Genomic DNA, 21,066 nt, shown 5'->3' with positions numbered 1-21,066 from the left:
GAATATGAGACGCCTGGCTGTATTTCTACTCACCGCGTGCCTGGGCGTCAGCGCCATGGCCGCCGATGCCATCGACAGTAAGCGCCAGAAGGAATTTGGCGATATCACCGTACACTACAACACCTTCACCTCCAGCTTCCTGCAACCCGATACGGCCCAGGCTGTCGGCGTGGTACGCAGCAAGAACAAGGGCTTGATCAACGTGACCGTGATCAAGGGCGTGACGCCCGTGACCGCGCAAGTGACCGGCACGATCAAAGACCTGAGCGGCAGGAGCGAAATCCTGACGTTCAAGCAGATTACCGAAAAAGGTGCGATCTATTACCTCGCGCCCTACAACGTGCCGCAACAGGAAGTGCGGGTTTTCACCATCAACGTTGAAACCGGCGGCAAGGCCCATGGTTTCCAATTCAACCAGGAACTGTTTCCGGCGGACTGATGAACCTGACTCAACTCGTGCTGGCCAGCCATAACGCCGGCAAACTCAAAGAACTCCAGGCCATGCTCGGCGAGTCCGTGCAACTGCGCTCGATCGGCGAGTTCAGCCAGGTCGAGCCCGAAGAAACGGGCCTGTCGTTCGTCGAGAACGCCATCCTCAAGGCGCGCAATGCCGCGCGCCTGTCCGGCCTGCCGGCGCTGGCGGACGACTCGGGCCTGGCGGTGGACTTCCTCGGCGGCGCCCCCGGTATCTATTCGGCGCGCTATGCCGACGGCAAAGGCGACGCGGCGAACAACGCCAAGCTGCTCGATGTGCTCAAGGACGTGCCGGATGCCGAGCGTGGCGCGCAGTTCGTCTGCGTGCTGGCCCTGGTGCGGCATGCCGACGATCCGTTGCCGATCCTCTGCGAAGGCCTGTGGCACGGGCGCATCCTGCATGCGGCCAGCGGCGCGCATGGGTTTGGCTACGACCCGCTGTTCTGGGTGCCGGAGCGCGATGTCTCCAGCGCCGAACTGAGCCCGGCCGACAAAAACCAGATCAGCCACCGCGCCCGCGCCATGGCTTTGCTGCGCCAGCGCCTGGACTTGAAATGACCCAGAACACCTCCGCGCAGCCGCTGATCCACGGCGGCGCGCAAACACCACGGGCGACCCTGCCCCATCTGCCGCCCCTGGCGCTGTACATCCACATCCCGTGGTGCGTGCGCAAATGCCCTTATTGCGACTTCAACTCTCACACCGCCAGCCCTGTGTTGCCGGAAGAAGAGTACGTCGATGCGCTGCTGGCCGACCTCGATCAGGACCTGCACGCGGTTTATGGCAGGGAACTGAGTTCGATCTTCTTCGGTGGCGGCACGCCGAGCCTGTTCAGTGCCGCCGCGCTGGGCCGCCTGCTCAAGGGCGTGGAAGCACGCATCCCGTTTGCCGACGACATCGAGATCACCCTGGAAGCCAACCCGGGAACGTTCGAGCAAGAGAAGTTCGTGGCGTACCGCAAGCTGGGGATCAATCGCCTGTCCATCGGCATCCAGAGCTTCCAGCAGGAAAAACTCGCGGCCCTGGGCCGTATCCACAACGGCGATGAAGCCGTGCGCGCCGCCGGCATGGCGCGCCAGGCCGGGTTCGACAATTTCAACCTGGACCTGATGCATGGCTTGCCCGATCAGTCCCTGGACGACGCCCTGAGCGACCTGCGCCAGGCCATCGCGCTCAAACCGACCCATTTGTCGTGGTACCAACTGACCCTGGAGCCCAACACCGTATTCTGGAACCAGCCGCCGACGCTGCCGGAAGACGACACCCTGTGGGATATCCAGGAAGCCGGCCAGGCGCTGCTGGCCGAACACGGTTACGCGCAATATGAAGTCTCAGCCTATGCGCAACCGGGGCGAGCGGCGCGACATAACCTCAACTACTGGAGCTTCGGCGACTTCATCGGCATCGGTGCCGGCGCCCATGGCAAGCTCAGCCACCCGGACGGGCGCATCGTCCGCACCTGGAAGACCCGCGCACCGAAGGACTACCTCAACCCGGCCAAAAGCTTCCTGGCCGGCACGAACGCGCTGACCAACGAAGAGCTGCCGTTCGAGTTCCTGATGAACGCCCTGCGCCTCACCGAAGGCGTCGACGCCAAGCTCTACGCCGAACGCACCGGTCTGGCGCTGGCAAGCCTCGCGCAAGGCCGCACCGAGGCAGAACAAAGTGGCTTAATGCAGGTCGAACCGTCACGCCTGGCGGCGACTGACCGCGGGCAACTCTTTCTCAATGACCTGTTGCAGAAGTTTTTGAGCTGATCGCTCTTAAGGAAATCGAATGGATTTGGTACTCGACCTGCTCGCCACCGTATCCCGCTGGAGCCGCAGCAACCTGTCGGAAATCTCCCTGGCCCTGGTCGGCTGCCTGTTGGTGCTGTTCGGCGCCGACATCAAAGGCTGGGTCGAGGCCCGCCTCGGCAGCATCGCCGGCGCCTTGCGCGTACCGTTGATGGCCCTGCTGTGCATGATCGGCAGCGGCGCGGCGCTGATCTACGCCACGCCGTGGATTGTGCGGGGGCTGAGCCAGTTCAACAACTACAGCCTGGCGCCGGTATTGGTGGTGGTGCTGGTATTGATCGGCGTCGTCGCCGACCGCCGCTGAATTTAAAGCCAGATACAAAACAATGTGGGAGGGGGCTTGCCCCCGATAGCAGAGTGTCAGTCAACCACTCTATGACTGACCCACCGCTATCGAGGGCAAGCCCCCTCCCACATTTTTTGACCGCATTCCAAGTTACTGGCTGATCAGTCGACTTTCTCGAACTTCAGATCCCACACCCCATGCCCCAACCGCTCGCCGCGGCGTTCGAACTTGGTGATCGGGCGCTCGGCCGGGCGTGGTACGCATTTGCCGTCTTCGGCCAGGTTGCGGTAGCCAGGGGCGACGTTCATCACTTCCAGCATGTATTCCGCATAGGGTTCCCAGTCGGTGGCCATGTGCAGGATACCGCCGACTTTCAGCTTGCTGCGCACCAGCTCCGCGAAAGACGCCTGGACGATGCGGCGCTTGTGGTGACGGCTTTTGTGCCATGGGTCGGGGAAAAACAGCATCAGGCGATCGAGGCTGTTGTCGGCGATGCAGCGGTTGAGCACTTCAATCGCGTCGCAGTCGTAGACCCGCAGGTTGGTCAAACCCTGGGTCAGCACGCCATTGAGCAGCGCGCCGACACCTGGGCGATGGACTTCCACACCGATGAAATCCTGTTCCGGCGCGGCTGCGGCCATTTCCAGCAGGGAGTGGCCCATGCCGAAGCCGATTTCCAGGGAGCGCGGGGCCGAACGGCCGAACACTTGGTCATAGTCCACCGGCGCGTCGGCCAGGGGCAGGACGAACAGCGGCGTGCCTTGCTCCAGGCCCTTTTGCTGGCCTTCGGTCATGCGACCGGCGCGCATCACAAAGCTCTTGATGCGGCGGTGCTTGGACTCGTCGCCCTGTTCCACGGTGTTCGGCGTTTCGTTTGATTCAGTCATCAATGGCTCTTACTTGATCAGACCATCCAGCGGCGAGGAGGCGCTGGCGTAGAGTTTTTTCGGCATGCGCCCGGCGAGGTAGGCCAGGCGGCCCGCGACGATGGCGTGTTTCATGGCTTCGGCCATCATGATCGGCTGTTGGGCATTGGCGATGGCCGAATTCATCAGCACCGCTTCGCAGCCCAGCTCCATGGCGATGGTCGCGTCGGAGGCAGTGCCCACGCCCGCATCCACCAGCACCGGGATCTTGGCTTCTTCGAGGATGATCTGCAGGTTGTACGGGTTGCAGATCCCAAGGCCAGTGCCGATCAGGCCGGCCAGCGGCATCACGGCGATGCAGCCGATTTCGGCCAGTTGGCGGGCGATGATCGGGTCATCACTGGTGTAGACCATCACGTCGAAGCCTTCCTTGACCAGGGTTTCGGCGGCCTTGAGGGTTTCGATCACGTTGGGGAACAGGGTTTTCTGGTCGGCCAGCACTTCCAGCTTCACCAGGTTGTGGCCGTCGAGCAGCTCACGGGCCAGGCGGCAGGTCCGCACGGCTTCGATGGCGTCGTAGCAGCCGGCGGTGTTCGGCAGGATGGTGTAGCGGTCCGGCGGCAGGATATCCAGCAGGTTCGGTTCGCCCGGGTTCTGGCCGATGTTGGTGCGGCGCACGGCCACGGTCACGATCTCGGCGCCCGAGGCTTCGATGGCCAGGCGGGTTTCTTCCATATCGCGATACTTGCCGGTGCCTACCAGCAGACGGGACTGGTAGGTACGACCGGCCAGGACGAAGGGCTTGTCGCTACGAACGATGCTCATGGGAAATCCTCGAGGTGGGGTGAGGTTCTGCAGAATCCGGGGTGGCGCGCCTGGGCGCCGGACGACTAGCCGCCGCCGATGGCGTGGACCACTTCGACCTGGTCACCTTCGGTGAGCGCGGTCTCGACGTGTTGGCTACGCGGGACGATATCCTGGTTGAGCTCCACTGCGACGCGACGCCCGGTCAGGTCCAGACGGGTCAGCAGGGCCGCAACGGTTTCACCGTCGGGCAGTTCAAAGGGTTCGCCGTTCAACTGAATGCGCATGCCATGGGCCGCCATCGTTTTTAGGGGCAAGCATTCTAGCCCGATTGGCGTAGCTGGCCCAAGGCCCTTTGATCAGTAGCGCGCTTCAGGCCGCCTGCTGCAAGCGCCACGCCGCCAGCCCCAGGAGGAACCAACCGAGCAGAAACGCCAGGCCACCGAACGGCGTGATGATGCCGAGCTTGCTGATGCCAGTCATCGTCAGCACGTACAGGCTGCCGGAGAACAGCAGGATGCCGACGACGAACGACACGCCCGCCCACGTGACCAGGCGGCCCGGCAGGTGCGCCGCGAGCAACGCCACGCCGAACAGCGCCAGGGTGTGGACCAGTTGGTAGGTCACGCCGGTATGGAAAATCGCCAGGTACTCGGCGCTCAGGCGGTTTTTCAAGCCGTGGGCAGCGAACGCACCGAGGGCGACACCGGTGAAGCCGAAAAAAGCAGCCAGCATCAGAAAGCCACGCAGCATGAGGAACTCCAGTCAGACTCATTGGGCAGGGTCTGTATAATGGCCCGCTCAACGGGTTCGGCCAAGCCATCTCTATGCTGCGTGTCCTCTTCAATCGTTTTCTCAAAGCCGTGAAATGGTTTGCCATCGGCAGCGTGTTGCTGGTGCTGCTGTTTCGTGTCGTACCGCCGCCGTTCACGGCGCTGATGGTGGAGCGCAAGATCGAATCCTGGTTTGACGGCGAACCGATTGACCTGCAGCGCACCTGGGTGCCGTGGGATGAGATCTCCAACGACCTCAAAGTGGCGGTGATGGCGGGTGAAGACCAGCGCTTCCCACAACATTGGGGCTTCGATTTCGGCGCGATCCAGGCGGCGCTCCTGCACAACGAGCGCGGCGGCTCGATCCGCGGCGCCAGTACGCTGAGCCAGCAGGTATCGAAGAACCTGTTCCTGTGGTCCGGCCGCAGTTATCTGCGCAAGGGCCTGGAGGCCTGGTTTACCGGGCTGATCGAGGTGCTGTGGCCCAAGCAGCGGATCCTTGAGGTGTACCTCAACAGCGTGGAATGGGACGAAGGGGTGTTCGGTGCGCAAGCGGCGGCGCAGCATCACTTCGGGGTGAGTGCCAAGGCGCTTTCTCGGCAGCAGGCCAGCTACCTGGCGGCGGTGTTACCCAATCCTCGGGTATGGAGCGCCAGCCATCCAACGGCCTATGTGGCACGGCGGGCGGCATGGATTCGCCAGCAGATGAGCCAGCTGGGTGGGGATGGCTATCTGGTTGAGTTGAACCATTCGCGCAAGGCGCCTTGGTCCGACTGACACAACACAGAAATAAATGTGGGAGGGGGCTTGCCCCCGATAGCAATGGGTCAGTCACCTTGATGTCGACTGACACTCAGCTATCGGGGGCAAGTCGAATCGTCGCACCGCCCCTCCCACAGTTTTAAGCGGCGATCGACAGCTTCAGCTTGTTCATCGCGCTCTTCTCAAGCTGACGAATCCGCTCAGCCGACACGTTGTACTTCTGCGCCAGGTCGTGCAGCGTGGCTTTTTCTTCGGCCAGCCAGCGCTGGTAGAGGATGTCACGGCTGCGGTCGTCCAGCACTTCCAGCGCTTCGTGCAGGTTGTGGTTGGAGTTGTCGCTCCAGTCGGCGTCTTCCAGTTGACGCGCCGGGTCGTACCGGTGGTCTTCCAGGTAGTTGGCCGGCGATTGGAAGGCGCTGTCGTCGTCCGCTTCGGCGGCCGGGTCGAAGGCCATGTCATGGCCGGTCAGGCGGCTTTCCATCTCGCGCACTTCACGCGGCTCCACACCGAGGCTTTCGGCCACGCGGTGGACTTCCTCGTTGTTCAGCCATGCCAGGCGTTTTTTCTGGCTGCGCAGGTTGAAGAACAGCTTGCGCTGGGCCTTGGTGGTCGCGACTTTCACGATGCGCCAGTTGCGCAGGATGAACTCGTGGATTTCCGCCTTGATCCAGTGAACGGCGAACGACACCAGGCGCACACCCATTTCCGGGTTGAAGCGCTTCACTGCCTTCATCAGGCCGACGTTGCCTTCCTGGATCAGGTCAGCCTGGGCCAGGCCGTAGCCGCTATAGCTACGGGCGATATGTACGACAAAACGCAGGTGGGCGAGCACCATCTGCCGAGCCGCCCCCAAATCCTGCTCATAGTAGAGACTCTCGGCCAGTTCACGCTCCTGCTCCGGTGTCAGCAATGGAATGCTGTTGACCGTGTGCACATAGGCCTCCAGGTTCGCACCCGGGACCAAGGCATAAACAGGTTGCAAAGAAGTGGTCATACGAAAAAACCTCCGACTCACATAACTCGTGCAGTTCAGCACTGCGAAAATTGACCGGGAACCGTAGGACAAGTTCCCTAAACCACTGATACGGTCAATACAAACGAAACCACATTAATCTGACATTAACTACTTCGGTGCCAGCTCACGTAAATGCCGTGCGACCGCAATCCACGCACCGATATACCCCAACAAGACCGCGCCAAGCAAGAGCGACAGACCATCGGCGACCGGCACCCCGGCCAGGGCGAAATCACTGCCGTACAAGCCGGCCAGCCCGATGACCGCGTCGTTCAGCCAGTCCAGGCCGAACGCCAACAAACCCCAGGACAAAATCCCCGCACCGAAGCCATAAAGCGCGCCCATGTACAGAAAAGGACGACGCACATAGCTGTCCGTGCCGCCGACCAGTTTAATCACTTCTATCTCGGTGCGACGGTTTTCAATATGAAGACGAATGGTATTACCTATCACCAAAAGTAATGCAGACACCAACAACACCGTCAGGCCGAACACAAAGCGGTCGCCCAGCTTGAGAATCGCCGCCAGGCGCTCTACCCAGACTAGATCAAGTTGCGCCTGTTGCACCTTGGGCATCTCTGCGAGTTTTTGTCGCAGGGCTTCCAGGGCCGGTTTGTCGACTTCATTCGGCGTCACCAGCACCACGCCCGGCAGCGGGTTCTGCGGCAGCTCCTTGAGCGCCTCGCCCAGGCCGGACTGTTGCTGGAACTCCTCGAGGGCCTGATCGCGGCTGATGTACTCGGCATCCGCCACGCCCGGCAGGTTCTTGATCTCTTCGCGCAGGGCTTCGCCGTCTTTGGCGCTGGCATCCAGGTTCAGGTACAGCGAAATCTGCGCGGCGCGCTGCCAGGAACCGCCCAGGCGCTCCACATTATTAAGCAGCAGCGACAAGCCCATGGGCAGGCTCAAGGCCACGGCCATCACCAGGCAGGTGAAAAAGCTGCCGATCGGCTGCTTGCCCAGGCGACGCAGGCTGTCGAGCAGGCTGGCACGATGGCTTTCGATCCAGGCACGCAGCAGCGTGGCGAAATCCGGGCCGTCGTCTTCGTCGTGTTTTTTCTTTTTCGGTTGCGGGTCGGCCGGTTTCGGCGCCACGCGCTCGGAAACCTTGGGGCTGCGTGTCGCACTCATACGCCAGCCTCCCCGTCGCCGATCAGGCGACCGCGTTGCAGGGTCAGCATGCGATGGCGCATGCGCGCGATCAGTGCCAGGTCGTGACTGGCGATCAGCACGCTGGTGCCCAGGCGGTTGATGTCTTCGAACACGCCCATGATCTCGGCCGCCAGGCGCGGGTCGAGGTTACCGGTGGGTTCGTCCGCCAGCAGCAAGGCCGGGCGGTGGACGATGGCGCGGGCGATGCCGACGCGCTGTTGCTGGCCGGTGGACAGGTCGCCGGGGTAGAGGTCGGTCTTGTCCGACAACGCCACGCGCTCCAGCGCCGAGTCCACGCGCTTGATGATTTCGGCCTTGGACAGCCCAAGGATCTGCAACGGCAACGCAATGTTATTGAACACCGTGCGATCGAACAGCAACTGGTGGTTCTGGAACACCACGCCGATCTGGCGGCGCAGGAACGGGATCTGCGCATTGCTGATGGTGGCCAGATCCTGGCCGGCCAGCAGCAGCTTGCCGGTGGTCGGGCGTTCCATGGCCAGCAGCAGGCGCAACAGGGTACTTTTGCCGGCACCCGAATGGCCGGTGACAAACAAGAATTCGCCGCGACGCACTCGAAAACTCAGCTCATGCAAGCCGACATGCCCATTGGCATAGCGTTTACCGACCTGTTCGAATCGAATCATGAACGCTCCCGCTCGGCAAACAGTGCCTGGACAAAGGGTTCGGCTTCAAAGGTGCGCAGGTCGTCAATACCTTCACCGACGCCGATATACCGAATCGGCAACCCGAACTGCTTGGCCAGGGCGAAGATCACGCCGCCCTTGGCCGTGCCGTCGAGCTTAGTCAATGCCAGGCCGGTCAGTTGCACCGTCTGGTGGAATTGTTTGGCCTGGCTGATGGCGTTCTGGCCAGTACCGGCGTCAAGCACCAGCAGCACCTCGTGCGGAGCCTCGCCGTCGAGCTTGCCGATCACGCGGCGCACTTTCTTCAGCTCTTCCATCAGATTGTCTTTGGTGTGCAGGCGACCGGCGGTATCGGCGATCAGCACATCAATGTTGCGGGCCTTGGCGGCTTGCACGGCATCGAAGATCACCGAAGCGGAATCGGCGCCGGTGTGCTGGGCGATGACCGGGATCTTGTTGCGCTCGCCCCAGACCTGCAACTGCTCGACGGCGGCGGCGCGGAAGGTGTCGCCGGCGGCGAGCATGACTTTCTTGCCTTCCAACTGCAGCTTCTTGGCCAGTTTGCCGATGGTGGTGGTCTTGCCGGCGCCGTTGACGCCGACTACCAGGATCACGAACGGCTTCTTCGGAGTAATCACCAACGGCGCTTCGACCGGCTTGAGCATCGCGGCCAGCTCGGCCTGCAGGGATTTGTACAGCGCATCGGCGTCGGTCAACTGCTTGCGCGCGACCTTCTGGGTCAGGCTCTGGATGATCACGGCGGTGGCTTCGACACCCACATCGGCGGTCAGCAGACGGGTTTCGATGTCTTCCAGCAGTTCGTCATCGATGGTCTTCCGGCCCAGGAACAGGCTGGCCATGCCTTCGCCGATGGTCGCGCTGGTTTTGCTCAGGCCTTGCTTGAGACGGGCGAAGAACCCGGTTTTGCTCGGTTCGGCGGCAACCACGGGCGACGGCGCGATCACGGCGGGCGCCGCGGCCAAAACAGGCGCGGGAGTCGGCTCGACCGCCACCGGCTCAACCTGCGGAATCGGCGGCGTCACATGCTCGGCCTGCACATCTTCGACCAGTGCCACGGGCTCTTCGGCCACCGGCAGTGCCAGCCACGGTTTGTGCTCAGGCTCGGCTTGCGCCACCGGCGCGGTCGGTTCGGCGCCTACCAAGGGCTCAGGGGTCGGCTCAGATTGAACCTGCGGCTGTTCGACGACGGTTTCCTGCGGCTTTTTGCGCAGCCATCCGAACAGGCCTTTTTTCTCGCCAGCCGCAGCTGGGCTCTTCTTGTCGTCGTTGGAACCAAACATGGAGGACGGCTATCTCAAGGTAGCGACGCGCCAAGGGCGCCTCGGTAAATAAAAATTCGATGCAGAACAGACTGCTTTAACGCTCGCTCGTTCATGCGCAACATTTTGTAAGGCGTAAATAAAGGCCTCAACAAATCGATTCAATATGGAATTGAAGCGACAACATCGGCGAAAAGCTGAAGATTGTCGGGGAAAACCGTAGCAAACTTCAAAATTCCTACAACTGAATCCAGAACGGTATGACGACCGCAGTGGCCGTCCCCAAATCGGATCAGTATCCTAGCACCTCCTCGCCCGCCGACGCTAAGACCAAGCGGGCAGCCCAACAGGTTTAAAAACGAATGAATGCTCTAGCCCGCCGCGCCGCAGGCCTGCTGCTCAGCACAGTTTGTCTGCCCCTCTCAGCCTTGGCTGCCGACCCACAACCCACCCATGAATTCACCCTGGATAACGGCCTCAAAGTGGTCGTGCGCGAAGACCATCGCGCGCCGGTGGTGGTTTCCCAGGTCTGGTACAAAGTCGGTTCGAGCTACGAAACCCCGGGCCAGACCGGTTTGTCCCACGCCCTGGAACACATGATGTTCAAGGGCAGCTCCAAGGTCGGCCCCGGCGAAGCCTCGCTGATCCTGCGCGACCTGGGCGCCGAAGAGAACGCCTTCACCAGCGACGACTACACCGCCTACTACCAAGTGCTGGCGCGTGACCGCCTGGGTGTCGCCTTCGAACTCGAAGCCGACCGCATGGCCAGCCTGCGCCTGCCGGCCGACGAGTTCAGCCGCGAAATCGAGGTCATCAAGGAAGAACGCCGCCTGCGCACCGACGACAACCCGATGTCCAAGGCCTTCGAGCGCTTCAAGGCCATGGCCTTCCCGGCCAGCGGCTACCACACGCCGACCATCGGCTGGATGGCCGACCTCGACCGCATGAAGGTCGAAGAACTGCGCCACTGGTACCAGTCCTGGTACGTGCCGAACAACGCCACCCTGGTGGTGGTCGGCGACGTGACCCCGGACGAGGTGAAGAACCTGGCCCAGCGCTACTTCGGTCCGATCCCCAAGCGTGACGTGCCTCCGGCGAAGATCCCGCTGGAACTGGCCGAGCCCGGCGAGCGCCTGCTGACGATGCATGTGCAGACCCAACTGCCGAGCGTGATCCTGGGCTTCAACGTGCCCGGCCTGGCCACCGCGCCAGACAAACGCTCGGTACAAGCCCTGCGCCTGATCTCGGCCCTGCTCGACGGCGGCTACAGCGCGCGCATTTCGGAACGGCTCGAACGCGGTGAAGAGCTGGTCTCCTCCGCCTCCACCAACTACGACGCCTACACCCGCGGTGACAGCCTGTTCACCCTGAGCGCCACACCGAACCAGCAGAAGAAAAAGACCATCGCACAAGCCGAAGCCGGCCTGTGGCGCCTGCTGGAAGAACTCAAAGCCAAGCCGCCGACCGCCGAGGAGCTGGAGCGTATCCGCGCCCAGGTCATTGCCGGCCTGGTCTACCAGCGTGACTCGATCACCAGCCAGGCGACCGCCATCGGTTCCCTGGAAACCGTCGGCCTGTCCTGGAAACTGATGGACACCGAACTGGCCGACCTGCAAAGCGTGACCCCGGACGATATCCAGAAAGCCGCACGTACCTATTTCACCCGCGAACGTCTCAGCGTCGCCCATGTCCTGCCTGAGGAGACCGCTCATGAGTGATCGCAAAAGCAGCCGCCTGATCCTGCCCGGCCTGATCGCCGTCACCCTGATCGCGGCGAGCGCGGTGTATTTCCTGCGCCCAAGCGAATCCGTCGCCAGCCCGGCGCTGGAAAAAGCCCAGTCGACCCACACACTGCAATCCCTGGCGGAACTGGACGGCAAGGCGCCGACCAACCGCAAGCTCGACGTGCAGACCTGGAACACCGCCGAAGGCGCCAAGGTGCTGTTCGTCGAAGCCCACGAACTGCCGATGTTCGACATGCGTATCCTGTTCGCCGCCGGCAGCAGCCAGGACGGCAACATCCCCGGCGTGGCGCTGATGACCAACGCCATGCTCAACGAAGGCGTGCCGGGCAAGAATGTGAGCCAGATCGCCAGCGGCTTTGAAGGCCTCGGCGCGGACTTCGGCAATGGCGCTTACCGCGACATGGCGCTGGTGTCCCTGCGCGGCCTGAGCGACAGCGACAAGCGCGACGCCGCCCTGGCGCTGTTTGACCAGGTGATCGGCAAACCGACCTTCCCCGCCGACTCCCTGGCGCGCATCAAGAACCAGATCCTCGCCGGCTTTGAGTATCAGAAGCAGAACCCCGGCAAACTGGCGAGCCTGGAGCTGTTCAAGCGCCTGTACGGCGACCACCCGTATGCTCACCCGAGCGAAGGCACGGCCGAGAGCGTTCCGAAAATCACCCAGGCACAGTTGCAGGCATTCCACGCCAAGGCGTATGCCGCGGGTAACGCTGTGATTGCCGTGGTGGGCGACCTGACCCGCGCCGAGGCCGAAGCCATGACCGCCAAGGTCTCGGCCTCGCTGCCCAAAGGCCCGGCCCTGGCGAAGATCGCCCAGCCGACCGAGCCCAAGGCCGGTTTGAGCCATATCGAGTTCCCGTCCAAGCAGACGCACCTGTTGTTCGCGCAACTGGGCATCGATCGCGCCGACCCGGACTACGCCGCCCTGTCCCTGGGCAACCAGATCCTCGGCGGCGGGGGCTTCGGCACCCGCTTAATGAGTGAAGTGCGCGAGAAGCGCGGCCTGACCTACGGCGTCTACTCCGGTTTCTCGCCGATGCAAGTGCGCGGTCCGTTCATGATCAACCTGCAGACCCGCGCGGAAATGAGCGGCGGCACCCTGCGCCTGGTGGAAGACGTGCTGGCCGACTACCTCAAGACCGGCCCGACGCAAAAGGAGCTGGATGACGCCAAGCGCGAGCTGAGCGGCAGCTTCCCGCTGTCCACCGCGAGCAACGCCGATATCGTCGGGCAGCTGGGCGCCATGGGTTTCTACAACCTGCCGCTGAGCTATCTGGAAGATTTCATGAAACAATCCCAGGCCCTGACCGTAGAACAGGTCAAAGCGGCTTTGAACAAACACCTGAGCGCCGACAAGATGGTCATCGTGACCGCCGGCCCGACGACTGCGCAAAAGCCACTACCGCCCCCCACTGATAAACCTGCCGAGCAGCCGCTCGGGGTTCCGGAGCATTAATGGCCAGTTCATCTCGCCCGAAAAAACCTGTCCACAACGTGCATAACGGTGTGGGCCAACTGCGCATCATTGGCGGTGAATGGGGCAGCCGCAAGCTCAGCTTCCCCGACGTCGTGGGCCTGCGCCCAACGCCGGATCGCGTGCGTGAAACCCTGTTCAACTGGCTGGCACCCTACATCGCCGGGGCCAAGGTACTCGACCCGTTTGCCGGCAGCGGCGCGCTGTTCCTCGAGGCGCTGTCCCGTGGCGCGGCCCAGGCACAGGCGCTGGATGCCAGCAATGTGGCGGTGTCCAGCCTCAAGGAACACCTGGGCACCCTGCGTTGCACCAACGGCCAGGTGCAGACCGCCGACGCGCTGCGCTCCCTGGAACCCCAGCCCGCCAGCGAATACGACGTGGTGTTCCTCGACCCGCCGTTCAACCAGAACCTGCTGCCGACCGTGTGCGCGTTGCTGGAAGAGCGCCAATGGCTGGCGCCGGACTCGTGGATCTACACTGAAAGCGAAAGCGCGCCATCCAGCCTGGGCCTGCCCGGCAGCTGGCGCCTGCACCGGGAACAGAAATCCGGGCGGGTGTATTACGCATTGTGGCAACGTTCGGTACAGCCCTCGGCCTGAACGGGCTTTTGTGGCGAGCAAGCTCGCTCGCCACAGTGAGTCCGCGTGCCACAGAGAGTGTCATGACCCCCTCTTCAGACCTGTTCAAACCCGCCTTCGGCCTCGGCAACCCTCATCTGCAAACGTTGTGGGGGCCGCTGTGGCGCCCGACCACGCATCTCGAACGCCCACGCGAACGCCTGTGGCTGGACGACGGCGACTTTCTCGACCTCGACTGGCATGGCCCCCATGACGCGCACGCGCCGTTGGTGCTGGTACTGCATGGGCTGACCGGCTCGTCCAACTCGCCTTACGTGGCCGGCCTGCAAAAAGCCCTCGCCGCCCAGGGCTGGGCCAGTGCGGCCTTGAACTGGCGCGGATGCTCGGGCGAGCCGAACCTGTTGGCGCGCAGCTACCACTCGGGCGCCAGCGAAGACCTGGCGGCAGCGATTGCCCATCTGCGCGCCAAGCGGCCGTTGGCGCCGTTGTATGCGGTGGGTTATTCCCTGGGGGGCAACGTGCTGCTCAAGCATTTGGGCGAAACCGGCGCGAATTCGGGGCTGCAAGGCGCGGCGGCGGTGTCGGTGCCGTTTCGTCTGGATCAGTGCGCCGATCGCATCGGCCTGGGCTTTTCGCGGGTGTACCAGAAGCACTTCATGCGCGAGATGGTGGCGTATATCCGTGTCAAACAAAGCCGCTTTTTACAGGATGGTCGTGCTGAAGGGCTCAAGGCCCTGGAGGCACTCGGGTCTCTGGAGAAGATGCACACGTTCTGGGACTTCGACGGCCGGGTCACCGCGCCGCTGCATGGTTTTCTCAGTGCCGAAGACTATTACCGCCGCGCGTCGAGCCGTTACTACCTGGGCGATATCCGCACGCCAACCCTGATCATCCAGGCGGCCGATGACCCGTTTGTCTTCGCCCATAGCCTGCCCGAAGCCAGCGAGTTGTCGGATTGCACCGAGTTCGAATTGCTGGCCAAGGGTGGGCATGTGGGGTTTGTCGACGGTTCGCTGAAGCGCCCCGGTTACTACCTGGAGCGGCGGATTCCGCAATGGCTGCTGACACAACCCCGTTAAACAAGGTGGGTTTACACGCAGGACGACTCAGTCGCCCGTCGCGATTTCCCGCGTCGGATCGGTAATCCACTCGCTCCACGATCCCGCATACAACTTGCCCAACGGGTAACCCGCCAGGCTCAGGGCGAACAGGTTATGGCACGCCGTCACGCCCGAACCGCAATACGCCACCAGTTCATCCGGCGAACGGCCTTGCAACTGGGCGGCGAAGCGCTGCTTGAGCTGCTCGGCCGGCAGGAAACGCCCATCGCTGCCCAGGTTTTCGGTGAACGCCGCACATTGCGCGCCGGGAATGTGCCCGGCAATCGGGTCGATAGGCTCGACATCGCCGCGAAAGCGCGGCTGGGCGCGGGCGTCGAGCAGGGTCAGGCCCGGTTGGCCCAGGCGTTTTTGCAGCTGCTTGGCATCCAGTAGCAGGCGATTATCCGGCGCGCCGACAAAGGTGCCGCGCTCGATCATCGGCGCATCCAGGCTTAACGGGAAGCCGGCCGCGTGCCAGGCCTTCAAGCCACCGTCCAGGATAAACACGCCATCACGCTTGCCCAGCCACGCCAGCGACCACCAGGTGCGGGCGGCATAAACACCCGGGCCGTCGTCGTAGAGCACCACATCGGTATCGGAATTGATGCCCCAGGCACGCAGTTGCTCGGCGAGCGTCTGCGCCTGCGGCAACGGGTGACGCCCGGTCACGCCCTTGGTCACCGGCCCACTGAGATGGCGCTCCAGGTCAGCATATTGCGCGCCTTCGATATGCCCTTCGGCGTAGCTGCACATTCCGTAGTCCGGGTCTTCCAGGGCAAAGCGACAGTCAAGTATCACCAGAGCGCCGCGCTGTTGGCGCTCGGCCAGTTGCTGGGGGCTGATCAGTTGGGCAAGTGGCATGACAGACTCCTGTGAACAAATTCGGGAAAGATCCTACTTCACTTCTTCCAGTGCCTGGTTCAACGGCACGTAAAACTCTTTGAACAGTGCATCCACCGCCGCTTTGGCCTGCGGCGTGACAAACCCCGCTTCCAGCACCAGCACCTGATACACCCCACGCTTGATCGCTTCGGCGCTCAGATGTGTGGATTTTTCATTGGTGGTACACAAAAACCGCACCCAGGAGGTAAGGATGATCCAGGCGTTGAGGGTCAGCGCCTCGGTTTGCACCGGGTCCATATTGAGAATGCCGGCATCGACAAACCCCCGGTAAATGGCGCCACCCTGAATCAGGCAACGCTGGGAAAAGCGCCGGTAGCCGGTGGCCAGTTCCGGGTCGCTCTCCAGCAGGTGTTCGAGGTCACGGTGCAGGAAACGGTAGCGCCACATACCAGCCAGGACCGCCTGCAGGTAGAAGCGCTTGTCCTCCACCACCATGGTGCGACCCTGGGGCGGGCGCAGGAAACTGTCGACCAAGGCTTCGTATTCGCGAAACAGCACGGCGATGATCGCCTGCTTGTTGGGGAAGTGGTAGTACAGGTTGCCCGGCGAAATTTCCATATGGGCGGCGATATGGTTGGTGCTGACACTGCGCTCGCCCTGCTGGTTAAAAAGCTCCAGGCTGGTTTGCACAATGCGCTCGCTGGTCTTTACTCGTGGTGCCATAGGGGATCAGCTTCTGTACACGTGATCGACCATCTTACGGCCTAACCTTGCCGGGATAAATCCAGTTGTGGCTGCAATGCCATTTGACAATTTAGAGCAATAACTCTAAAAATCCAGGCAGACCAATAACAATCCGGGACTGCACCATGTCTGCCAACGTTGCCTACCCGCAAGATTCCCAGACACTGGATCAACTCCAGGGCCTGTTCGACGCCCAACGCCGCGCCTATGCCGCCAACCCGATGCCGCCGGCCGCGCAACGCCAGCAATGGCTCAAGGCCTTGCGCGAAGTGCTCAGCGACGAACGCCAGGCGCTGATCGACGCGATCAGCCAGGACTTCAGCCATCGCAGCGCCGACGAAACCCTGTTCGCCGAACTGATGCCCAGCCTGCATGGCATTCACTATGCGAGCAAACACCTCAGTGGCTGGATGAAACCTTCCCGCCGTGCTGTAGGCATTGCCTTCCAGCCCGCCTCGGCCAAAGTCATCTACCAACCGCTGGGCGTGGTCGGGGTGATCGTGCCCTGGAACTACCCGCTGTACCTGGCCATCGGGCCATTGGTCGGTGCGTTGGCCGCGGGCAATCGGGTGATGCTCAAACTCAGCGAATCGACCCCGGCCACCGGCGAACTGCTCAAGACCCTGCTGGCGAAGGTCTTCCCCGAAGACCTGGTGTGCGTGGTGCTGGGCGAGGCCGACGTCGGCATGGCGTTTTCCAGGCTGCGCTTCGATCATCTGCTGTTCACCGGCGCCACCAGCATCGGTAAACATGTGATGCGCGCGGCGGCCGAGCATCTGACTCCGGTCACGCTGGAACTGGGCGGCAAATCGCCGGCGATCGTTTCCGCCGATGTGCCCCTCAAGGACGCCGCCGAACGCATCGCCTTCGGCAAGGCCCTGAACGCCGGGCAAACCTGCGTGGCGCCGGACTACGTGCTGGTGCCGGAAGATCGCGTCGAGGGTTTCGTCGAGGCCTACAGCAAGGCGCTTCGTGGTTTTTACCCGACTCTGGCCAACAACCCGGACTACACCGCCATCATCAACGAACGGCAACTGGCCCGGCTCAACGCCTACGTGAAGGACGCCACCGACAAGGGCGCCACCCTGATCCCTCTGTACGACCAGGGCCAGGCACGCCGCATGGCCCACAGCCTGCTGTTGAATGTCAGCGATGAAATGACGGTGATGCAGGACGAAATCTTCGGCCCGGTGCTGCCGATCGTGCCTTATCGCGGCATCGACCAAGCCTTTGCCTACATCAATCAGCGGCCTCGCCCACTGGCCCTGTACTACTTCGGCTACAACAAGCGCGAACAGAACCGCGTACTCCACGAAACCCACTCCGGCGGCGTATGCCTGAACGACACGCTGCTGCATGTGGCTCAGGACGACATGCCTTTCGGCGGCATCGGCCCGTCGGGCATGGGCCACTACCACGGCCATGAAGGGTTCCTCACGTTCAGCAAGGCCAAGGGCGTGCTGGTCAAGCAGCGCCTGAACGCCGCGAAGTTGATCTACCCGCCCTACGGCAAATCGATCCAGAAGCTGATCCAGAAGCTGTTTATCCGCTGATACCGCCACCCTCGGGATAACCATAACAATGAACCCAAGCCTGACTGATTCACCCGCGCTGTCGCGGCGCGGCGTCCTGAAAATCGGCCTGTGCGCCAGCGCCTTCCTGGCTACCGCCGGGCTGGGCGCGAGCCTCAGCGGTTGCTCCAGCAGCACTCCGGCCAGCGGCTTTGCCCTGTTGCGCAGCAGCGACTTGCCGTTTCTGCGCGCGGTGATCCCGGTGCTGCTGGAAGGCGTGGCCAGCGCCCAGGAAGTCGCCAGCGGGATTGAAGACACCCTGAAAAAACTCGACTACAGCCTGCAGCACCTGTCGCCGGAGATGTTCAAGCTGACCCAGCAACTGTTCGACGTGCTGGGCATGGGCATCACCCGCGGCCCACTGACCGGGATCTGGGGCAGTTGGGAAAACGCCAGTGGCGAACAGATCCGCAACTTCCTGCACCGCTGGGAAAACAGCTACCTGAACCTGCTGCGCATGGGCCAGGGTTCGTTGCTCAAGCTGGTGATCATGGCCTGGTACTTCCGGCCGGCGTCCTGGGCCCATTGCGGCTACCCCGGGCCGCCGCAGATCTGATTCGCATCCCCCCAATAAAAACAAGAGACGACCCCGATGCCTGTACCCGATCTGTTCCGCGACGGCCTGGCCCGCGGCTGGAAAACCCACAATGGCGCCGCCCTCGACCGCGACCTGACGCTGGAAGCCGACGTAGCGATCATCGGCAGCGGTGCCGGCGGCGGCACCTCTGCCGAAATCCTCAGCGCCGCCGGCTACAAAGTGCTGCTGATCGAAGAAGGCCCGCTCAAGACCAGCAGCGATTTCAAGCTGCTCGAAGACGAGGCCTACGCCAGCCTGTATCAAGAAGGCATCGGCCGCATGAGCAAGGACGGCGCCATCACCATCCTGCAAGGCCGGGCCGTGGGCGGCACCACGCTGATCAACTGGACCTCCAGCTTCCGCACCCCGGACGCCACCCTCAGCCACTGGGCCAGCGAATATGCGGTCAAGGGCCACAGCAGCGCGGACATGGCGCCATGGTTCGAAAAAATGGAACAGCGCCTGGGCATCGCTCCCTGGGCCATGCCGCCCAACGCCAACAACGACGTGATCCGCAAAGGCTGCGAACAGCTGGGCTACAGCTGGCATGTGATCCCGCGCAACGTGCGCGGCTGCTTCAACCTGGGTTATTGCGGCATGGGTTGCCCGGTCAACGCCAAGCAGTCGATGCTGGTGACCACCATCCCCTCCACCCTGGAGAAGGGCGGCGAGCTGCTGTACCTGGCCCGCGCCGAACGCCTGGTCTACAGCGGCGACCGCATCAATAGCCTGGAATGCGTGGCCATGGACGAACGCTGCGTGGCGCCGACTGGACGCAAGATCACGGTCAAGGCCAGGCATTACGTGCTGGCCGGCGGCGGCATCAACAGCCCGGCGCTGCTGATGCGCTCGGCCGCCCCCGACCCGCATTCGCGGCTGGGCAAGCGCACCTTTTTGCATTTGGTGAACTTCTCCGCGGCGCTGTTCGACGAGGTGATCAACCCGTTCTATGGCGCGCCGCAGTCGATCTATTCCGATCACTTCCAATGGCTGGACGGCACCACCGGCAGAATGTCGTACAAGCTCGAAGCGCCGCCGCTGCACCCGGCGCTGGCCAGTACGCTGCTCGGCGGCTACGGCACCCAGAACGCCCTGGACATGAGCCAATTGCCACATACCCACGCAATGCTTGCCCTGCTGCGCGACGGCTTCCACCCCGACAGCCCCGGCGGCAGCGTGGAACTGCGCGGCGACGGCACACCGGTGCTCGATTACCAGGTTTCGCCTTACGCCTGGGACGGCCTGCGCCGTGCGTTCCACAGCATGGCCGAGATCCAGTTCGCGGCGGGTGCCAAGTCGGTCAAGCCGCTGCATCACGATGCGCGCTACGTGAAGACCCTGGCCGAAGCACGCAGCCTGATCGACGGCCTCAACCTGGAATTGCACCGCACCTGCCTGGGCAGCGCCCACGTGATGGGCGGCTGCGCCATGGGCGAAGAGCCGAAAAATGCGGTGGCCGACAGCCTCGGTCGCCATCACCAGTTGCGCAACCTGTCGATCCACGACGGTTCGCTGTTCCCCACCAGCATTGGCGCCAACCCGCAGTTGTCGGTGTACGGATTGACCGCGCAACTGGCGAGCGCATTGGCCGAACGTCTGAAAACGGCATGAAAAAACAGGCTATTTCGCGGGTCTATCTGCATAAGTCGACTTGGCCGACCGGGACGGCTGCGATACCATCCGGTTCCCCAACGGACTCCGCCAGGACGACGCGATGAACCGAGTGTTGTACCCAGGTACCTTCGACCCGATTACCAAAGGCCATGGCGATCTGGTCGAACGCGCCTCGCGCTTGTTCGACCATGTGATCATCGCGGTCGCTGCCAGCCCCAAGAAAAACCCGCTGTTTCCCCTGGAACAGCGCGTGGAGCTGGCGCGCGAGGTCACCAAGCACCTGCCCAACGTCGAAGTGGTGGGTTTCTCGACGCTGCTGGCACATTTCGCCAAAGAGCAGAACGCCAATGTGTTCCTGCGCGGCCTGCGCGCGGTATCGGACTTCGAATACGAATTCCAGTTGGCCAACATGAACCGCCAACTGGCGCCGGACGTGGAAAGCCTGTTCCTCACGCCGTCGGAGCGTTATTCGTTCATTTCCTCGACGTTGGTCCGTGAAATCGCGGCCCTGGGCGGGGATATCACCAAGTTCGTGCATCCGGCCGTGGCTGATGCGCTGACCCTGCGCTTCAAGAAGTAAGACCGCTCACTCGGCGTCCGCTCGCACTGCGGGCGCCAATGCGGCACAATTGCGCGCATTAGTTTTCCAGATGCCTTGGCTGACTGCCCTGGCAGGAGTTTCCATGTCCTTGATCATCACCGACGATTGCATCAACTGCGACGTCTGCGAACCCGAGTGCCCGAACGCCGCGATTTCCCAAGGCGAAGAGATCTACGTGATCGACCCCAACCTCTGCACCCAGTGCGTCGGCCACTACGACGAACCGCAGTGTCAGCAGGTGTGCCCGGTGGATTGCATTCCACTGGATGAAGCCCATCCGGAGACTGAAGAACAGTTGATGGAGAAGTACCGGAAGATTACCGGTAAGGCTTGAGCCTGGTGGCGTCTGTGAAGGCCTCATCGG

The 21,066-nt window shown here is 62.6% G+C and carries 24 protein-coding genes; 14 read left to right on the top strand and 10 right to left on the bottom strand.

The genetic code is table 11. The features are described from left to right. Positions 1-4 precede the first annotated feature (4 nt). The 4 genes from INT12_RS09105 to INT12_RS09090 are packed head-to-tail and all read left to right on the top strand — an operon-like array spanning position 5 to position 2,574. Positions 5-439: a DUF4426 domain-containing protein gene (locus INT12_RS09105; protein WP_017845012.1), complete on the top strand. Its 435-nt coding sequence runs from the start codon at positions 5-7 to the stop codon at positions 437-439. After that, the gene (rdgB, locus tag INT12_RS09100; RefSeq protein ID WP_193039532.1) at positions 436-1,032 is read left to right on the top strand and encodes an RdgB/HAM1 family non-canonical purine NTP pyrophosphatase; all 597 of its coding nucleotides are present in this window, start codon (positions 436-438) and stop codon (positions 1,030-1,032) included. The genes INT12_RS09105 and rdgB overlap by 4 nt, the downstream gene beginning before the upstream one ends. Further along, positions 1,029-2,231, top strand: coding sequence for a radical SAM family heme chaperone HemW (hemW, locus tag INT12_RS09095; protein WP_193039529.1), 1,203 nt, complete (start codon positions 1,029-1,031; stop codon positions 2,229-2,231). Before rdgB ends, hemW begins: the two co-directional genes overlap by 4 nt. A gap of 19 nt (positions 2,232-2,250) precedes the next feature. Continuing rightward, positions 2,251-2,574 carry a DUF3392 domain-containing protein gene (locus INT12_RS09090; RefSeq protein WP_003176691.1) on the top strand — a complete coding sequence of 108 codons (324 nt, stop codon included), beginning with the start codon at positions 2,251-2,253 and terminating at the stop codon, positions 2,572-2,574. Between the two features lie 143 nt (positions 2,575-2,717). Here the strand turns inward: INT12_RS09090 and trmB are convergent, their stop codons facing one another. The 4 genes from trmB to INT12_RS09070 all read right to left on the bottom strand — a co-directional run bounded on the left by trmB (position 2,718) and on the right by INT12_RS09070 (position 4,979). Then, entirely contained in the window at positions 2,718-3,443 is a 726-nt protein-coding gene (gene trmB / locus INT12_RS09085; RefSeq protein ID WP_017845015.1) for a tRNA (guanosine(46)-N7)-methyltransferase TrmB, read from the bottom strand. 9 nt (positions 3,444-3,452) lie between these two features. After that, positions 3,453-4,247: a thiazole synthase gene (locus INT12_RS09080; RefSeq protein WP_017845016.1), complete on the bottom strand. Its 795-nt coding sequence runs from the start codon at positions 4,245-4,247 to the stop codon at positions 3,453-3,455. A 65-nt stretch (positions 4,248-4,312) separates the two neighbouring features. Next, positions 4,313-4,513 carry a sulfur carrier protein ThiS gene (gene thiS, locus INT12_RS09075; protein WP_008434168.1) on the bottom strand — a complete coding sequence of 67 codons (201 nt, stop codon included), beginning with the start codon at positions 4,511-4,513 and terminating at the stop codon, positions 4,313-4,315. Positions 4,514-4,598: 85 nt separating this feature from the next. After that, the gene (locus INT12_RS09070; protein WP_017845018.1) at positions 4,599-4,979 is read right to left on the bottom strand and encodes a DUF423 domain-containing protein; all 381 of its coding nucleotides are present in this window, start codon (positions 4,977-4,979) and stop codon (positions 4,599-4,601) included. A 74-nt stretch (positions 4,980-5,053) separates the two neighbouring features. On the opposite strand from INT12_RS09070, the gene mtgA reads away from it, so the two are divergent. After that, entirely contained in the window at positions 5,054-5,776 is a 723-nt protein-coding gene (mtgA, locus tag INT12_RS09065; RefSeq protein WP_193039530.1) for a monofunctional biosynthetic peptidoglycan transglycosylase, read from the top strand. Positions 5,777-5,900: 124 nt separating this feature from the next. Here the strand turns inward: mtgA and rpoH are convergent, their stop codons facing one another. The 4 genes from rpoH to ftsY form a co-directional block, all read right to left on the bottom strand. After that, entirely contained in the window at positions 5,901-6,755 is an 855-nt protein-coding gene (gene rpoH, locus INT12_RS09060) for an RNA polymerase sigma factor RpoH (RefSeq protein WP_017845020.1), read from the bottom strand. 129 nt (positions 6,756-6,884) lie between these two features. Continuing rightward, positions 6,885-7,907 carry a permease-like cell division protein FtsX gene (ftsX, locus tag INT12_RS09055; protein WP_017845021.1) on the bottom strand — a complete coding sequence of 341 codons (1,023 nt, stop codon included), beginning with the start codon at positions 7,905-7,907 and terminating at the stop codon, positions 6,885-6,887. Beyond that, positions 7,904-8,575, bottom strand: a complete 672-nt coding sequence (ftsE, locus tag INT12_RS09050) for a cell division ATP-binding protein FtsE (RefSeq protein ID WP_017476533.1) — start codon at positions 8,573-8,575, stop codon at positions 7,904-7,906. Before ftsE ends, ftsX begins: the two co-directional genes overlap by 4 nt. Next, positions 8,572-9,876 carry a signal recognition particle-docking protein FtsY gene (gene ftsY / locus INT12_RS09045; protein ID WP_193039531.1) on the bottom strand — a complete coding sequence of 435 codons (1,305 nt, stop codon included), beginning with the start codon at positions 9,874-9,876 and terminating at the stop codon, positions 8,572-8,574. Before ftsY ends, ftsE begins: the two co-directional genes overlap by 4 nt. A gap of 341 nt (positions 9,877-10,217) precedes the next feature. On the opposite strand from ftsY, the gene INT12_RS09040 reads away from it, so the two are divergent. The 4 genes from INT12_RS09040 to INT12_RS09025 all read left to right on the top strand — a co-directional run bounded on the left by INT12_RS09040 (position 10,218) and on the right by INT12_RS09025 (position 14,731). Beyond that, entirely contained in the window at positions 10,218-11,573 is a 1,356-nt protein-coding gene (locus INT12_RS09040; protein ID WP_017845024.1) for a M16 family metallopeptidase, read from the top strand. Next, positions 11,566-13,056, top strand: coding sequence for a M16 family metallopeptidase (locus INT12_RS09035; protein ID WP_193039780.1), 1,491 nt, complete (start codon positions 11,566-11,568; stop codon positions 13,054-13,056). Before INT12_RS09040 ends, INT12_RS09035 begins: the two co-directional genes overlap by 8 nt. Next, entirely contained in the window at positions 13,056-13,673 is a 618-nt protein-coding gene (rsmD, locus tag INT12_RS09030) for a 16S rRNA (guanine(966)-N(2))-methyltransferase RsmD (protein WP_193058825.1), read from the top strand. Before INT12_RS09035 ends, rsmD begins: the two co-directional genes overlap by 1 nt. Before the next feature lie 62 nt (positions 13,674-13,735). Beyond that, positions 13,736-14,731 carry a hydrolase gene (locus tag INT12_RS09025; protein ID WP_046487833.1) on the top strand — a complete coding sequence of 332 codons (996 nt, stop codon included), beginning with the start codon at positions 13,736-13,738 and terminating at the stop codon, positions 14,729-14,731. Positions 14,732-14,758: 27 nt separating this feature from the next. Here INT12_RS09025 and INT12_RS09020 read toward each other — a convergent pair whose 3' ends face one another. Then, positions 14,759-15,613 (bottom strand): sulfurtransferase, encoded by an 855-nt coding sequence (locus INT12_RS09020; RefSeq protein ID WP_193039779.1) that lies wholly within the window; start codon positions 15,611-15,613, stop codon positions 14,759-14,761. 33 nt (positions 15,614-15,646) lie between these two features. After that, positions 15,647-16,318 carry a TetR/AcrR family transcriptional regulator gene (locus tag INT12_RS09015; protein WP_017845029.1) on the bottom strand — a complete coding sequence of 224 codons (672 nt, stop codon included), beginning with the start codon at positions 16,316-16,318 and terminating at the stop codon, positions 15,647-15,649. A gap of 146 nt (positions 16,319-16,464) precedes the next feature. Between INT12_RS09015 and INT12_RS09010 the strand changes: the two genes are divergently transcribed. From INT12_RS09010 to INT12_RS08990, 5 genes are all read left to right on the top strand, one after another. Continuing rightward, complete coding sequence (locus INT12_RS09010; RefSeq protein ID WP_057003959.1) at positions 16,465-17,892, top strand: coniferyl aldehyde dehydrogenase; 1,428 nt, start codon at positions 16,465-16,467, stop codon at positions 17,890-17,892. Positions 17,893-17,920: 28 nt separating this feature from the next. Further along, entirely contained in the window at positions 17,921-18,466 is a 546-nt protein-coding gene (locus tag INT12_RS09005) for a twin-arginine translocation pathway signal protein (RefSeq protein WP_193058824.1), read from the top strand. 36 nt (positions 18,467-18,502) lie between these two features. Further along, complete coding sequence (locus INT12_RS09000) at positions 18,503-20,098, top strand: GMC family oxidoreductase (RefSeq protein WP_046487839.1); 1,596 nt, start codon at positions 18,503-18,505, stop codon at positions 20,096-20,098. Positions 20,099-20,201: 103 nt separating this feature from the next. Continuing rightward, on the top strand, positions 20,202-20,681 hold the full coding sequence (gene coaD, locus INT12_RS08995) for a pantetheine-phosphate adenylyltransferase (RefSeq protein WP_003176711.1): 480 nt from the start codon (positions 20,202-20,204) through the stop codon (positions 20,679-20,681). A 103-nt stretch (positions 20,682-20,784) separates the two neighbouring features. After that, on the top strand, positions 20,785-21,036 hold the full coding sequence (locus tag INT12_RS08990; protein WP_003195146.1) for a YfhL family 4Fe-4S dicluster ferredoxin: 252 nt from the start codon (positions 20,785-20,787) through the stop codon (positions 21,034-21,036). Positions 21,037-21,066 lie beyond the last annotated feature (30 nt).

Origin of the sequence: Pseudomonas sp. K8 (assembly GCF_014889455.1) — a bacterium.
Classification (GTDB): domain Bacteria; phylum Pseudomonadota; class Gammaproteobacteria; order Pseudomonadales; family Pseudomonadaceae; genus Aquipseudomonas; species Aquipseudomonas veronii.
Note: the sequence above shows the minus strand (reverse complement) of the source record. Positions and strands in the feature narration are given on the sequence as shown.